Origin of the sequence: Streptomyces sp. NPDC086989 (genome assembly GCF_044745505.1) — a bacterium.
Taxonomy (GTDB): domain Bacteria; phylum Actinomycetota; class Actinomycetes; order Streptomycetales; family Streptomycetaceae; genus Streptomyces.
Genome location: NZ_JBIVAL010000006.1, coordinates 145818 through 159138, shown reverse-complemented (window position 1 = coordinate 159138; position 13321 = coordinate 145818). Strand labels below are relative to the sequence as shown.

15 protein-coding genes and 3 tRNA genes are annotated in these 13321 nt (G+C 72.0%); 5 read left to right on the top strand and 13 right to left on the bottom strand.

Features of this window, described 5'->3' with window-relative positions; translation table 11 throughout:
• Positions 1 to 53 precede the first annotated feature (53 nt).
• From ACIPK4_RS16255 to ACIPK4_RS16225, 7 genes are all read right to left on the bottom strand, one after another.
• A complete protein-coding gene (locus ACIPK4_RS16255) occupies positions 54 to 1496 on the bottom strand; it encodes an MFS transporter (protein ID WP_402313655.1) in 1443 nt (480 codons plus the stop codon).
• 207 nt (positions 1497 to 1703) lie between these two features.
• Entirely contained in the window at positions 1704 to 2276 is a 573-nt protein-coding gene (locus ACIPK4_RS16250) for a TetR/AcrR family transcriptional regulator (RefSeq protein ID WP_402313217.1), read from the bottom strand.
• Positions 2277 to 2363: 87 nt separating this feature from the next.
• The gene (locus ACIPK4_RS16245) at positions 2364 to 2792 is read right to left on the bottom strand and encodes a MaoC family dehydratase (protein WP_402313216.1); all 429 of its coding nucleotides are present in this window, start codon (positions 2790 to 2792) and stop codon (positions 2364 to 2366) included.
• 1 nt (position 2793) lies between these two features.
• The gene (locus ACIPK4_RS16240) at positions 2794 to 3246 is read right to left on the bottom strand and encodes a MaoC family dehydratase N-terminal domain-containing protein (protein WP_054221727.1); all 453 of its coding nucleotides are present in this window, start codon (positions 3244 to 3246) and stop codon (positions 2794 to 2796) included.
• Positions 3247 to 3383: 137 nt separating this feature from the next.
• Positions 3384 to 3548: a 50S ribosomal protein L33 gene (gene rpmG, locus ACIPK4_RS16235; RefSeq protein ID WP_007265873.1), complete on the bottom strand. Its 165-nt coding sequence runs from the start codon at positions 3546 to 3548 to the stop codon at positions 3384 to 3386.
• Between the two features lie 88 nt (positions 3549 to 3636).
• Positions 3637 to 3709, bottom strand: a tRNA-Met gene (locus ACIPK4_RS16230).
• A gap of 48 nt (positions 3710 to 3757) precedes the next feature.
• A tRNA-Thr gene (locus tag ACIPK4_RS16225) sits at positions 3758 to 3830 on the bottom strand.
• A gap of 397 nt (positions 3831 to 4227) precedes the next feature.
• On the opposite strand from ACIPK4_RS16225, the gene ACIPK4_RS16220 reads away from it, so the two are divergent.
• Positions 4228 to 5544, top strand: coding sequence for an amidohydrolase family protein (locus tag ACIPK4_RS16220; protein ID WP_402313214.1), 1317 nt, complete (start codon positions 4228 to 4230; stop codon positions 5542 to 5544).
• 78 nt (positions 5545 to 5622) lie between these two features.
• Positions 5623 to 6279 (top strand): SDR family oxidoreductase, encoded by a 657-nt coding sequence (locus tag ACIPK4_RS16215; RefSeq protein ID WP_402313212.1) that lies wholly within the window; start codon positions 5623 to 5625, stop codon positions 6277 to 6279.
• 7 nt (positions 6280 to 6286) lie between these two features.
• Here the strand turns inward: ACIPK4_RS16215 and ACIPK4_RS16210 are convergent, their stop codons facing one another.
• Both ACIPK4_RS16210 and ACIPK4_RS16205 read right to left on the bottom strand, forming a co-directional pair.
• Positions 6287 to 6724 carry a DUF3574 domain-containing protein gene (locus ACIPK4_RS16210; protein WP_402313210.1) on the bottom strand — a complete coding sequence of 146 codons (438 nt, stop codon included), beginning with the start codon at positions 6722 to 6724 and terminating at the stop codon, positions 6287 to 6289.
• Positions 6725 to 6891: 167 nt separating this feature from the next.
• Positions 6892 to 6973: transfer RNA gene (locus tag ACIPK4_RS16205), tRNA-Tyr, on the bottom strand.
• A 200-nt stretch (positions 6974 to 7173) separates the two neighbouring features.
• On the opposite strand from ACIPK4_RS16205, the gene ACIPK4_RS16200 reads away from it, so the two are divergent.
• The 3 genes from ACIPK4_RS16200 (at position 7174) to ACIPK4_RS16190 (ending at position 10562) form a co-directional block, all read left to right on the top strand.
• Complete coding sequence (locus tag ACIPK4_RS16200) at positions 7174 to 7662, top strand: YajQ family cyclic di-GMP-binding protein (protein WP_030298135.1); 489 nt, start codon at positions 7174 to 7176, stop codon at positions 7660 to 7662.
• Between the two features lie 206 nt (positions 7663 to 7868).
• Positions 7869 to 9296, top strand: coding sequence for a SulP family inorganic anion transporter (locus ACIPK4_RS16195; RefSeq protein WP_402313208.1), 1428 nt, complete (start codon positions 7869 to 7871; stop codon positions 9294 to 9296).
• Between the two features lie 18 nt (positions 9297 to 9314).
• The gene (locus tag ACIPK4_RS16190) at positions 9315 to 10562 is read left to right on the top strand and encodes an APC family permease (protein WP_402313207.1); all 1248 of its coding nucleotides are present in this window, start codon (positions 9315 to 9317) and stop codon (positions 10560 to 10562) included.
• Here ACIPK4_RS16190 and ACIPK4_RS16185 read toward each other — a convergent pair.
• The 4 genes from ACIPK4_RS16185 to htpX all read right to left on the bottom strand — a co-directional run bounded on the left by ACIPK4_RS16185 (position 10546) and on the right by htpX (position 13204).
• Positions 10546 to 10713, bottom strand: a complete 168-nt coding sequence (locus tag ACIPK4_RS16185) for a hypothetical protein (RefSeq protein WP_402313205.1) — start codon at positions 10711 to 10713, stop codon at positions 10546 to 10548. The two genes, ACIPK4_RS16190 and ACIPK4_RS16185, sit on opposite strands and share 17 nt — an antisense overlap.
• 243 nt (positions 10714 to 10956) lie before the next feature.
• Positions 10957 to 11892, bottom strand: a complete 936-nt coding sequence (locus ACIPK4_RS16180; RefSeq protein WP_402313653.1) for a glycosyltransferase family 2 protein — start codon at positions 11890 to 11892, stop codon at positions 10957 to 10959.
• A gap of 59 nt (positions 11893 to 11951) precedes the next feature.
• Positions 11952 to 12344, bottom strand: coding sequence for a YccF domain-containing protein (locus ACIPK4_RS16175; protein WP_402313203.1), 393 nt, complete (start codon positions 12342 to 12344; stop codon positions 11952 to 11954).
• A complete protein-coding gene (htpX, locus tag ACIPK4_RS16170; RefSeq protein ID WP_054221733.1) occupies positions 12341 to 13204 on the bottom strand; it encodes a zinc metalloprotease HtpX in 864 nt (287 codons plus the stop codon). The genes ACIPK4_RS16175 and htpX overlap by 4 nt, the downstream gene beginning before the upstream one ends.
• Positions 13205 to 13321: the final 117 nt, after the last annotated feature.

Genomic DNA, 13321 nt, shown 5'->3' with positions numbered 1-13321 from the left:
GGGCCGGGGGCGGTGCCGTCCGCGGGTGTCGCGGAGCCGGGGGCGGTCGGTGGTCAGCGTGCGGCGGCCCTGTCGGCGAGGACGGGGCCGGCAGTGGCGGAGGCGGGGGCCGCGGGGGCGGGTGCCGGGCCCCCGGCGGCCCGCCTGCCCGGCACGAGGAGGGCGAAGGCGGCCGCCACGGCCACCGCGGCGGCGCCGATCCACAGCGCGGGCACGGTCCCGTCGGTGAAGGCCTGCGGGGACTCGTAGCCGCCCTGGGCGGAGAAGACCGAGGCCAGGACGGCGACTCCGAGGGCTCCGCCGACCTCGCGCAGGGCGTTGTTGGCGCCGGAGGCCTTGCCCTGGTCGGCGGGGCGGACGGTGGACATCAGCACGTTGGCGGCGGGGGCGAAGTAGAGGGCCATGCCGATGCCGCTGAGGATGAGCGCGGGCAGCTGGGCGGCGTACGAGACGTCCGCGTCCAGGATCATCGCGAACCAGCCGAGGCCGAGGGCCTGGAACGCCAGTCCGGCGGCGACGACGGGACGGCCGCCGATCCGGTCGGAGAGGATGCCGGCGACGGGGGCGACGATCATCGGCATGCCGGTCCAGGGGAGCATGCGCAGCCCGGCCTCGGTGGGCGAGTAGCCGGCGACGCCCTGGAGGAACTGGCTGAGCAGGAAGATCGAGCCGAACATGCCCAGGTACATCAGCAGGCTGGCCACGTTGATCCCGAGGAAGCCGCGGTGGCGGAAGAGCCGCATGGGAAGCATCGGGTTCGCACTGACGGTGCCGTGCCGGGCGAAGGCGAGGACGAGCAGGCCGCCGAGGATCAGGGAGCCGAGGACGGTCGTACTGGTCCAGCCGTCGGAGTTGGCGTTGACCAGGCCGTAGACGATGCCGAAGAGACCGCCGCTGATCAGGAGGGTGCCGGGGACGTCGAGACGGGCGCCGGGGGCGGTGGACTCGGCGAGGCGCAGACGGGAGAGCGGGATCAGCGCGAGGCCGAGCGGAACGTTCAGCCAGAAGATCCACTGCCAGGAGATGTGCTCGGTGAGGCTGCCGCCGATCAGGGGGCCGCTGGCGACGGCCAGGCCGGTGACGGCTCCGTAGATCCCGAGCGCCATGCCGCGGCGGGCGGCCGGGACGGCGGCCATGAGCAGGGTGAGGGTGAGCGGCATCATGACCGCGGCGCCGACGCCCTGGACGGCGCGGGCGGCGATGAGCGTGTCGATGCCGGGTGAGAGGGCGGCCACGGCGGAGGCGCCGGTGAAGAGGGCGAGACCGCCGATGAAGAACCGCCGACGGCCGAAGCGGTCGCCGAGGGCGGCGCCGAACATGAGGAGGACGGCGAAGGTGAGCGTGTAGGCGTTCACCGTCCACTCCAGGTCCTCCAGCTTGCCGCCGAGGTCCTCGCGGATGGCGGGCAGGGCCGTGGTGACGACGAGGTTGTCGAGGGCGGCCATGAAGCTGGCGGCCCCGGTGAGGACGAGCGCCCAGACGGCGGGCCCGCGCAGCGCACCGCCCTGCGCTTCGCGCGTCGCGCCGGTCGCTCCATGCGCCCCGGTCGCGCTGGTCTCTACGGTCGCGCTGGTCTCTACGGTCTCTCTGGTGCCTTGCGTGCCGTTCACGGTTTCCCCCTGAAGGTGAGAACTGGACTGCTAGTTATCACTTACTAACTTTGCGGCGCATAAAAATGCGCAGCAGCGCAGGGCCCTGATGCCCTACTCCGGTTCCGGCTGCTTCACGACGCGGGCGGACGGGTACAGCGCCTCCCACACCCGGTGCCCGGGCGGAAAACCCATGGCGGCCAGGGTGTTGATCAGCATTCCGTAGGCCATGAAGGTCGTGGTCTCGTGCACGTCTCCACCGAGGGGGACGTGCACGGTGTCCCAGAGCTCCATCCAGCCCTTGCGGACGAGCTCGCCGAGCTGGTGGTCGCCGGCCGCCTCGGCGGCGGCGACGGTGACGTACATCTGGAGCTGCATCTGGAGCTTGTCCGGATCCTCGGCGATGAGCCGGGCGTACGCGTTCGCCATGGCGAGTGTGGCCTCTTCGCCCTCCAGCCCCTCGGCGGCGTCGGCGAAGACCTCGCGGGTGTCCCGCAGGCAGCGCTCGGCGGCGGCGAGGAAGATGGCCGGCTTGTTGGGGAAGAGGCGGAACAGGTACGGCTGCGAAACGCCGACGCGCTTGGCGATGGCCTCGGTGGAGGTCCCGTAGTACCCGCCGCGGGCGAACTCGTGCATCGCCGCGCGGATGACGCTCTCGCGCCGCTCGTCTGCGCTCATCCTTGCCATGCCAGTAAGTTAGTACTCAATCACTAACTAGGTCAACCCCGGCCGGAGCCGTTCCCCGGCGCCGTGGCGGCCGGGGAACGGACGGGGTCAGGCCAGGGTCACCACGGCCCGGGACATGCCCAGGACCTTCTGGCCCGCGCTCATGGCCGTCAGGTCGACCCGCACCCGGTTGTCGTCGAGCTTGGCCGCGACCTTCCCGCTGACCTCGATCACCGCGCCCGTGTCGTCGTTCGGCACGACCACCGGCTTCGTGAACCGCACGCCGTACTCCACGACCGCCCCCGGGTCGCCGACCCAGTCGGTGACGACGCGGACCGCCTCGGCCATCGTGAACATGCCGTGCGCGATGACGTCGGGCAGTCCGACCCCCTTGGCGAACTTCTCGTTCCAGTGGATCGGGTTGAAGTCACCCGAGGCGCCCGCGTACCGCACGAGCGTGGCGCGCGTCACCGGGAAGGACGCCGCCGGCAGCTCGGTACCGACCTCGACGTCGGCGTACTTGATCTGCGCAGTCATCTCAGGCCTCCTCGGGGGCGCGGGAGACGAGCTTCGTCCACGCCGTCACCACGTGCTCGCCGGTCTCGTCGTGGACCTCGCCGCGGATGTCGATGATGTCGTTGCCGGCCATCGACTTCACGGCCTCGATGGTCGAGGTCACCGACAGCCGGTCACCCGCCCGCACGGGCCGCGCGTACGCGAACTTCTGGTCGCCGTGCACGACGCGGCTGTAGTCCAGACCCAGCTGCGGGTCCTCCACGACCTGGCCCGCCGCCGCGAATGTGATCGCAAACACGAAAGTCGGCGGAGCGATCACATCGGGGTGGCCGAACGCCTTGGCGGCGTCGGGGTCGGTGTAGACGGGATTCGCGTCACCCACCGCCACCGCGAATTCGCGGATCTTCTCCCGGCCGACCTCGTACGGATCGGTGGGCGGGTAGCTCCGCCCGACGAAGGACTGGTCGAGCGCCATGGCTCCCTACCTCCTGTTGAAAAAGTCGGTCACATCACGAAAACGATCAGTGAACCGATCGCGGAAACGACACGAGGCCGTCCCCCGATGAAGGGGACGACCTCATGACGGTGCCTGTATTCGAGACTTCGCTGGGGTCAGCGGGTCTCGCGGTGCGCGGTGTGCGAGTTGCAGCGCGGGCAGTGCTTCTTCATCTCCATGCGGTCCGGGTTGTTACGCCGGTTCTTCTTGGTGATGTAGTTCCGCTCCTTGCACTCCACGCAGGCCAGCGTGATCTTCGGGCGGACGTCGGTGGCAGCCACGTGAGTGCTCCTTGACGGACTATGGGACGGATGAACGCATAAAAGAGTAGCCGATCGGGAGACCGACCCCGCAATCGGCTACTGTGGGTAGCGGCGACCGGACTTGAACCGGTGACACAGCGATTATGAGCCGCTTGCTCTACCGACTGAGCTACGCCGCTTTGATGTGATCAGCTCCCCACCCGAGGGTGGGGAACCTCTCTCACCAGAGCCCCAATGCGGAATCGAACCGCAGACCTTCTCCTTACCATGGAGACGCTCTACCGACTGAGCTATTGGGGCGAGCGATGAAGACATTACACGGTTGCCCGCCCATCGCCCAAATCCTTTGCGGGGACTGGCCTCCGAGGGGGTCGGTGCGGCTTTCCGGATCAGGGCCGGGAAGCCCCTGGAGCCCATTTCGGGGCAGATTGTGGCCGGGCTCACACACCTGACGCCCCGTACGGCGCTCCCGGAGCCCTCCGCGACGGCCGGGCCGGGGTCGCGCACGCGGCGGCACCCGCGGGCGGCCCGGGGCACGCCTGCGCGCCGCGGCGCGCAGGCACACACCGGTACGACTATTGCGCTCCTCCGTGAACGGGAGAGCCCCGCACCCTAGGCTCTGAGCACGCTGCGTGATCTTGGGCCGCGGGCCGCGGCCACATGGCCCAGGAACCGCCCGAGCCACCGCAGGAGCGCGATGTCCGACAGCCAGCCGCAGCAGCCGTCCCCCTTCCCGCCGGGCGGCCGTGGCGAGGGCGGCGGCCAGGGGCCGCAGCGCCCCCCGGCCGGCAACCCGAACGCGGCCGCCGCCGAGCCCGCCACCACCCTCCTGCTCGCCGGGGCCCGCCTCACGGACGGCCGCACGGTCGACGTCCGGCTCGGCGGCGGCCGGATCCAGGCCGTCGGCACCGCGGGCAGCCTGCCCTCCCCCGCGCTCAACCGGGTGGACCTGGGCGGCTACCTGCTGCTGCCCGCCCCCGCCGAGCCGCACGCCCACGGGGACACCGCCCTGACCGCCGACGGCGAGGGGCCCGTCTCGTACGCGACCGACGAAGTGCAGCGCCGGGCCACCGAGGCCGCCCTGCTCCAGCTCGGGCACGGCGCGACGGCTGTGCGCTCACACGTCCGGATCGGCGACGTCCACGGCCTCGGGCCCATGGAGGCCGTGCTCCAGGCCCGCCGCTCGCTGCGCGGGCTCACCGACCTGACCGCCGTCGCCGTACCCCGTCTGCTGACGGGCACGGCCGGCGCCGACGGGCTCGCCATGCTGCGGGACGCCGTGAAGATGGGCGCCTCCGTCATCGGCGGCTGCCCGGACCTCGACCCCGACCCGACGGGCTTCCTCGAAGCCGTGCTGGAACTCGCCGCCGAGCACGGCTGCCCCGTCGACCTGCACACGGACGGTGACGATCCCGGCCGCGTGGCCCGGCTCGCGGCGATGGCCGGCGGGCTCCGGCCGGGGGTGACGATCGGCCCCTGCGGCGGGCTGTCGCGGCTCCCGCTGGACGTGGCGAACCGGGCCGCCGACCAGCTGGCCGCGGCCGGCGTACGGGTGACCTGCCTGCCCCAGGGCGACTGCGCGGCCCTGGAGCGGCGCGGCCTGCGCACCGCGCCCGTACGGCTGCTGCGGGCCGCCGGGGTCCGGGTCGCGGCCGGCAGCGGGGCGCTGCGGGACGCCGGGAACCCGGTCGGCCGCGGCGACCCGCTGGAGGCGGCGTACCTGCTGGCGTCCCAGGGCGGGCTGCGCGCGGGCGAGGCCTACGCGTCGGTCAGCGCCTGCGCCCGCGAGGCCATGGGGCTGCCGGAGGTCCGGGTGGAGGCCGGGTTCCCGGCGGAGCTGCTCGCCGTGCGCGGGGACCGGATCGCGGGCGTGCTGTCATTGGCGTACAGCCGGATCGTGATCCACCGCGGCCGGGTGGTAGCCCGGACGAGTGCCGTACGGGAGTACTGCGACTCCGCGGTCGCCGTGGCCCTGGACCTGCCCCGGCAGGGCCGTACGGAACCCGGTCCCTGACCGTTTCGCCCCGTTCGCCGGACCGCCCGGCGGGCCCGTTCGCGGGCGCGGGCGCCCGGCTCGTCGTACGGTCGGGGCATGCGCATCGTCATCGCGGGTGGACACGGTCAGATCGCGCTGCGGCTGGAGCGCCTGCTCGCCGCGCGCGGGTACGAGGTCGCGGGCATCATCCGCGATCCGGAGCAGGGCGACGACCTGCGGGAGGCGGGCGCCGAACCGGTGCTCTGCGACCTGGAGTCGGCGTCGGTCGAGCACGTGGCGGGCATCCTGCACGGCGCGGACGTGGCGGTGTTCGCGGCCGGCGCCGGCCCGGGCAGCGGCGTCGCCCGCAAGGACACCGTGGACCGGGGTGCGGCGGTGCTGTTCGCGGACGCGGCCGAACGGGCCCGGGTGCGGCGCTTCCTGATGGTCTCTTCGATGGGCGCGGACGCCCACCACGAGGGCGATGACGTCTTCGACGTCTACCTGCGCGCCAAGGGCGAGGCCGACGACCACGTCCGCACCCGCCTGGGCCTGGAGTGGACGGTCCTGCGGCCCGGCTCGCTGACCAACGACCCCGGGACGGGGCGGGTGCGGCTGGAGGCGCGGACGGGCCCCGGGACGGTGTCGCGCGACGATGTGGCGGCCGTGCTGGCGGAGCTGATCGAGACCCCGGCGACGGCCGGACTGACGCTGGAGCTGATCGAGGGGTCGACGCCGGTCCCGGTGGCCGTCAAGGGCGTCGCGGGCAACTGAGGAGCCCTCAGAACTCGGCGGTCACCTTGTCGTCGGAGCGCCCGACGGAGTCCTGCTGGTACTGCTCCTCGTAGGCCTGCCGGATGCGCTCGATGCGCGTGCTGCGCTCGTCGGCCTCCTTCTCCGGGTAGAGCAGCACCACCTCGTACGAGGCCTCGCGGATGACCTTGCCGCCCCGCTGCCACTGGCCGCGCCCGTCCAGGAGGGTGAGGCCCTCGGGGAAGGCGGGGGTGACCTCGCGGTCCAGGAACCGCATGAACTCCTGCTCCGCGACGGGGACCCGGCCGCCGGGGCGCTCGGTGCCGAAATAGAGCGTGGTCTCCTGGTAGGGCTCGCCCACGTGGCTGTGCAGTGCGGCCCCGACCAGGGCCGGGATGCTGGCTCCGAGGAGGGCGAGGAGCACGCCCCCGCCGACCTTCCCGCGCGTGTCAGAAGTGAAGTTCACGTCCGGAGAACGAACAGCGGACCAGGACGATGCGGCCGGCCACCGGCCCCGCGCCGAACGGCGGTATGCGGTCCGAACGGCGGTATGCGGGCCGAGGTATACGGGACGAGGTATACGAGAAGACCCCCGTCACTGCGCTTCCGCAGTAACGGGGGTCTCACATCGCGTGGCGGCGCCAGGGTTCGAACCTGGGTAGGCTGAGCCGGCAGATTTACAGTCTGCTCCCTTTGGCCACTCGGGCACACCGCCAAGAGCTGCTGCCATTTTTTCCGCCTTGCGGCGGCGCTCCCTGGCAACGACGTAAACGATACCTGATGCTCGGGGGTGCTTCACCACCGGATTGATCAGCCCTCCGGGTGGGCGCGGTGGCTAGGCTTTGCGGAGCGGTCCGGGGATGTCCGGCCGCGCCCTCCGGGGCAATGACAGCCGACTTCAAGGAGCCACAGCACATGGCCGACTCCAGTTTCGACATCGTCTCGAAGGTCGAGCGGCAGGAGGTCGACAACGCCCTCAACCAGGCCGCCAAGGAACTCTCGCAGCGCTACGACTTCAAGGGCACCGGCGCCACCATCGCCTGGTCCGGCGAGAAGATCCTGATGGAGGCGAACTCCGAGGAGCGCGTCAAGGCCGTCCTCGACGTGTTCGAGACCAAGCTGGTCAAGCGCGGGATCTCGCTGAAGGCGCTCGACGCCGGCGAGCCGCAGCTGTCCGGCAAGGAGTACAAGATCTTCGCCTCCATCGAGGAGGGCATCTCCCAGGAGAACGCCAAGAAGGTCGCGAAGATCATCCGGGACGAGGGTCCCAAGGGCGTCAAGGCTCAGGTGCAGGGCGAGGAGCTGCGCGTCAGCTCCAAGAGCCGTGACGACCTGCAGGCCGTCCAGGCGCTCCTCAAGGGCAAGGACCTGGACTTCGCGATCCAGTTCGTGAACTACCGCTGATCGCGGTCCTCCCCTCCCTGCCGTCCGGCGGCCCGGCGGTCCTTCCCAGGACCGCCGGGCCGCGGCTGTTTCCGGGGGCGTGCACGACATGTGCCCGGCGTGCGCGGCGCATGCGCCTCAGTGGCTCCCGATGACCACTTGGGCAGCGCTACGCGCGCCCACCACCCTGGGGACATCCATCACCGCAGGACAGGGGAGGTTCTCGGATGTCCGGTGCCGACACGTTTCGCGAAGACTTCGGGGCATCCCTCGTCGTCGCGCTCGTCGCTCTGCCGCTGTGCGTGGGCGTGGCCGTCGCCTCCGGGGTCCCCGCCGAGCTGGGCATCGTCACGGGGGTGGTGGGCGGTCTGGTCACCGGCTGGTTCCGGGGCAGCTCGCTCCAGGTGAGCGGGCCGGCCGCCGGGCTCACCGTGCTCGTCTACGAGGCGGTGCACGCGCACGGCGCCCGCGCGCTCGGCGTCCTGGTGCTCGCCGCCGGGGTGCTCCAGCTGGTCATGGGGGCGCTGCGGCTCGGGCGGTGGTTCCGGGCGATCTCCGTCGCGGTCGTGCACGGGATGCTCGCCGGGATCGGCCTCGTGCTGATCGCGGGGCAGCTGTACGCGATGGGCGGCGTACCGGCCCCCGGCGGCACGCTGGAGAAGCTGGCCGCGGTGCCGGCGCTCGCCGCGGAGGCCGACTGGGCGGCCGTCGCGCTCGGCGCCGCAACCATCGGCATCGTCGTGGCCTGGCGCCGGCTGCCGGCCCGGCTGCGGTTCGTGCCCGGCGCGCTCGTCGGGGTGGTGGCCGCCACCCTCGTGTCCTTCCTGCTGCGGCTGCCCGTCGACAAGGTGACGGTGACCGGCGTCCTGGGAGCCGTGGCCCCGCCCGGCTGGGCGGACTTCGGGCTGCTCGCCTCCGTCGGCGCCCTCGGGACCGTGGTCGCCCTGGCGCTGATCGCGTCCGCCGAGACGCTGTTCAGCGCGGCCGCCGTCGACCGGATGCACGACGGGCCGAAGACCCACTACGACCGGGAGCTCATGGCGCAGGGCGTCGGCAACGCCGTGTGCGGCATGCTCGGGGCCTTGCCGATGACCGCCGTCATCGTCCGCAGCGCCGCGAACGTGGAGGCCGGGGCGCGGACCCGGGCGTCCCGCGTGATGCACGGCGGCTGGCTGCTGCTGTTCGCCGTCGCGCTCCCGCAGCTGCTGCGGGTGGTGCCGCTCGCCGCGCTGGCCGGGGTGCTGCTGCACGCCGGGTGGAAGCTGCTGCCGGTGCGGGCCGTGGCCGGTCTGTGGCGCACGCACCGGGGCGAAGCGGTGGTGCTGGTGGCGACGGCGGGCGCGATCGTGGCCACCAACCTCTTCGAGGGCGTGCTGGTCGGGCTGGGGCTCGCCGTGGCCAAGGCGGCCTGGGAGACCTCCCAGGTGCACATCGAGGAGGTGTGGGAGGGCGAGGAGCTCCGCGTCCAGGTCATGGGGAGCGCCAGTTTCCTGCGGCTGCCGAAGCTGCTCGACGATCTGGACGCGCTGCCGGCCGGCCAGCCCGTACGCCTCGATCTGAGCGGACTGCGCCATCTGGACCACGCCTGTCTGACGGCCCTCCACGGCTGGGAGAAGAACCGCACCCCCCTGACCGGTCGCGAGGGTGTCATCTAGGGCGGTTACCCTCCGCCCGTGAACACCGGACTGAAGCGGTCTCTGGGCGTCTTCGACGCCGTCGTCGTCGGGCTGGGCGCCATGGTGGGGGCCGGTATCTTCGCCGCGCTCGCCCCGGCCGCGGGCGCGGCCGGCCCGGCGGGCGGTGCGCTGCTCGCCGCCCTCGCGGTGGCCGCCGTGATCGCCTACTGCAACGCGCACTCCTCGGCGCGGCTGGCCGCCCGGTACCCGGCCTCCGGGGGGACGTACGTGTACGGGCGGGAACGGCTCGGCCCGTTCTGGGGGTATCTGGCCGGCTGGGGCTTCGTCATCGGCAAGACCGCCTCGTGTGCGGCGATGGCGCTCACCGTCGGGGCGTACGTGTGGCCCGGGCGGCAGCATGCCGTGGCCGTCGCGGCGGTGGTGGCGCTGACCGCCGCGAGCTACGGCGGTGTGCAGAAGTCCGCCCGGATCGCCCGGGTGATCGTGGCGGTGGTCCTGGCCGTCCTGGCCGGGGTCGTGGTGGTGTGCCTGACGTCCGGGACGGCGGACGCGGACCGGCTCGGCGGTCTCGCCGGGGGAGGTTTCGGCGGCCTGCTCCAGGCGGCCGGGCTGCTGTTCTTCGCTTTTGCGGGGTACGCCCGGATCACCACACTGGGCGAGGAGGTGCGTGATCCGCAGCGCACGATCCCGCGGGCGGTTCCCCTCGCGCTGGGGATCGCCCTGCTCGTGTACGCCGCGGTGGCGGTGGCGGCGCTGTCGGTGCTGGGGGCCGAGGCCCTGGCGGCGTCGACGGCTCCGCTGGCCGACGCGGTGCGGGCGGCGGGCCGCCCCGGGCTGACCCCGGTGGTGCGTGCCGGTGCGGCCCTGGCGGCGCTGGGCTCGCTGCTGGCCCTGGTGCTCGGGGTGTCGCGGACCACCCTGGCGATGGCCCGGGACGGCCATCTCCCCCGCGCGCTGGCCGCCGTACACCCCAGGCACCGGGTGCCGCACCGTGCGGAGCTCGCCGTGGGTGCGGTGGTCGCGGTGCTCGCGGCGACCACCGATCTGCGGGGCGCGATCGGTTTCTCCTCGTTCGGCGTGCTGGCCTACTACGCGATTGCGAACGCTTCGGCGTGGACTCTCGATTCAGGTGTCAAGGGCCGGGCCGTGGCAGCGGTCGGGCTGTCCGGCTGTGTCGTGCTGGCCTGCGCGCTGCCGGCCGCGTCGGTGCTCGCGGGGGCGGCGGTACTGGCAGTGGGCGCGGTGGCCTACGGGGTGCGCGGCCGGCTCAGACGCGGGATCTGAACTCCGTCCAGGCGGCCATCTCCAGATCCGCGCCCTCCGAGTCGTCGCAGAACCAGGCGGTGCCGTCGAGCCGGCCGCGCAGCCAGTCGGCCAGGGCCGGCGAGTCGGCGTACCGGGCGAGGTCGGGATCGCCCGGGTTCTGCTGGAACAACAGGACTTGGGCACGCTCGGAGCGGCGTGAGCGCGAAGCCGAGTATGCCCTCGGCCCGGCGCACCGCGTCCGGGTCCACGGGGGCCGGCAGGGGCCCGGGCGCCAAGGTGCCCCCCTCGGGCCCGAAGCCGCGCGCGCGTCGGGCGACCTGCTCCGGCAACTGCTCGGTCTCGTTCATGCGTCCATGGTGACCCACACCACTGACAATCACCCCGACCTGCACCGGAGCTCGCCGAACCCCCGTCAGTCGCCGCTCTCCCCCGGCTCCTTGGCGCCGTCTTCGCGCGCCGAGTCGTACCCGATGAAGTAGGTGGGCCGGCGCTGTACGGCGGTGTAGATCCGGCCGATGTACTCGCCGAGCAGCCCGACACAGATCAGCTGCACGCCGCCGAGGAAGAGCATGGCGACGAACAGCGAGGTCCAGCCGGGCACGGTCTTGCCGAGCAGGAAGACGACCAGCGTCCAGGCGATCATCACCAGGCAGGTGACGAAGCTGATGACGCCGAGCCAGGTCGCGAGCCGCAGCGGGGCGGCGGAGAAGTTGGTGATGCCGTCCACGGCGAGGCGGATCATCTTGCTCAGCGGGTACTTCGTCTCGCCCGCCACGCGCTCGGCCCGCCGGTACGTGACCTGCCCGCTCGGGAAGCCGAGCCAGGGCACGAGCAGCCGGTAGACCTGCTGCTGGTCGGGCAGGGCCTTGAGGGCCTCCACTGCTTCGCGGCTGAGCAGCCGGAAGTCCCCGGCCTGTGCGGGCACCTGTTTGCCGACCATGCGGCGCATCAGCCAGTAGTAGGCGGCTGCGGTGCGGCGCTTGAAGCCGGTGTCGGTGCTGCGGTCGGAGCGGACGCCGTAGACGATGTCGAGGTTCTCGGACCGGGCGAGGTCCAGCATCTCCGGGATCTTCTCCGGCGGATCCTGGAGGTCGGCGTCGATGCTGGCCACGTACGCCCCGACCGCGCTGTGCAGACCGGCGCGCAGGGCGGCCTGGTGGCCGGAGTTCCCGCGCAGCCGGACGATGCGCAGCTCGGACCAGTCCGTGCGGAACTTCTCCAGGAGTTCGGCGGTCCGGTCGGTGCTGCCGTCGTCGACGGCGAGCACCTCGTACGGGACGCCGGTGTCGTCGAGCACGGGGCGCAGGCGGCTCACCAGGGCGGGGAGGGCGTCCTCCTCGTTGTACATCGGCACGATGACCGACAGGGTCGTGGCCGCGCTCGCACCCGACACAGGTCCTTTTCTCCCTACCGGGACGCGAACGGCGCGTCCGTGGGGACGATCTCGCGGCCCAGCGGGAGCAGGGACAGCGGGACCATCTTGAAGTTGGCGATGCCGAACGGGATGCCGATGATCGTCACGCACAGGGCGATGCCGGTGACGATGTGGCCGAGGGCCAGCCACCAGCCGGCCAGGACCAGCCACAGCACGTTGCCGATGCAGGACCCCGCGCCGGCGTCATGGCGCTCGACGGTGGTGTAGCCGAAGGGCCACAGGGCGTAGACGGCGATCCGGAAGGCGGCGATGCCGAACGGGATGCCGATGACGGTGATGCACAGGAGCACGCCGGCGAGGCAGTAGCCCAGGAACAGCCAGATGCCGCTGAGGACGAGCCAAATGATGTTGAGGATGGTCTTCACTGACTACGGCCTGCCATCTGTTCGAGCCGGGCGATGCGCTCGGCCATCGGAGGATGCGTGGAGAACATCTTAGAAAGGCCCTGACCGGGGCGGAACGGATTGGCGATCATCATGTGGCTCGCGGTCTCCAGTCGGGGTTCGGGGGGCAGCGGGAGCTGCTTGACGCCTGCGTCCAGCTTGCGCAGGGCGCCGGCCAGGGCGAGCGGGTCGCCGGTGAGCTGGGCGCCGGAGGCATCCGCCTCGTACTCGCGCGAACGGCTGATGGCCAGCTGGATCACGGATGCGGCCAGCGGGCCCAGGATCATGATCAGCAGCATGCCGAGGATGCCGGGCCCCTCGTCGTCGTCGGACCGGCCGACCGGGATCAGCCAGGCGAAGTTCACCAGGAACATGATCACGGAGGCAAGGGCTCCGGCGACGGAGGAGATCAGGATGTCGCGGTTGTAGACGTGGCTCAGCTCGTGGCCGATCACCCCGCGCAGCTCGCGCTCGTCGAGTATGCGCAGGATGCCCTCGGTGCAGCAGACGGCGGCGTTGCGCGGGTTGCGGCCGGTGGCGAAGGCGTTGGGCGCTTCGGTCGGCGAGATGTAGAGCCGGGGCATGGGCTGGCGCGCGGACGTGGAGAGCTCGCGCACCATGCGGTAGAGCTGGGGGGCCTCGAACTCGCTGACCGGGCGGGCGCGCATCGCGCGTAGAGCCAGCTTGTCGCTGTTCCAGTATGCGTAGGCGTTCGTCCCGAGGGCGACGAGGACGGCGATGATCAGGCCGCCCCGCCCGAAGAAGCTCCCGATGAGGATGATGAGTGCGGACAGCCCGCCGAGGAGTACGGCGGTCTTCAGCCCGTTGTGCCGGCGGTGCACGGTACGCCCTCCAAGTGGTGCGGCAGGGGGACCCGCGTCCAAGGTCGGTGGATCTGAGGGTCTACGGTCCAGTGGACCCTTCCTTCTCGGTCAACGCGAGGTGGGGGCTTCTGGTTC

Bases quoted from the DNA above. Each gene is read 5' to 3' on its own strand.
- ACIPK4_RS16250 (WP_402313217.1), bottom strand. From the start codon at position 2,276: ATGGCAAGGATGAGCGCAGACGAGCGGCGCGAGAGCGTCATCCGCGCG.
- ACIPK4_RS16245 (WP_402313216.1), bottom strand. From the start codon at position 2,792: ATGACTGCGCAGATCAAGTACGCCGACGTCGAGGTCGGTACCGAGCTG.
- ACIPK4_RS16240 (WP_054221727.1), bottom strand. From the start codon at position 3,246: ATGGCGCTCGACCAGTCCTTCGTCGGGCGGAGCTACCCGCCCACCGAT.
- ACIPK4_RS16220 (WP_402313214.1), top strand. From the start codon at position 4,228: ATGTCCGACAGCCAGCCGCAGCAGCCGTCCCCCTTCCCGCCGGGCGGC.
- ACIPK4_RS16215 (WP_402313212.1), top strand. From the start codon at position 5,623: ATGCGCATCGTCATCGCGGGTGGACACGGTCAGATCGCGCTGCGGCTG.
- ACIPK4_RS16200 (WP_030298135.1), top strand. From the start codon at position 7,174: ATGGCCGACTCCAGTTTCGACATCGTCTCGAAGGTCGAGCGGCAGGAG.
- ACIPK4_RS16195 (WP_402313208.1), top strand. From the start codon at position 7,869: ATGTCCGGTGCCGACACGTTTCGCGAAGACTTCGGGGCATCCCTCGTC.
- ACIPK4_RS16180 (WP_402313653.1), bottom strand. From the start codon at position 11,892: ATGTACAACGAGGAGGACGCCCTCCCCGCCCTGGTGAGCCGCCTGCGC.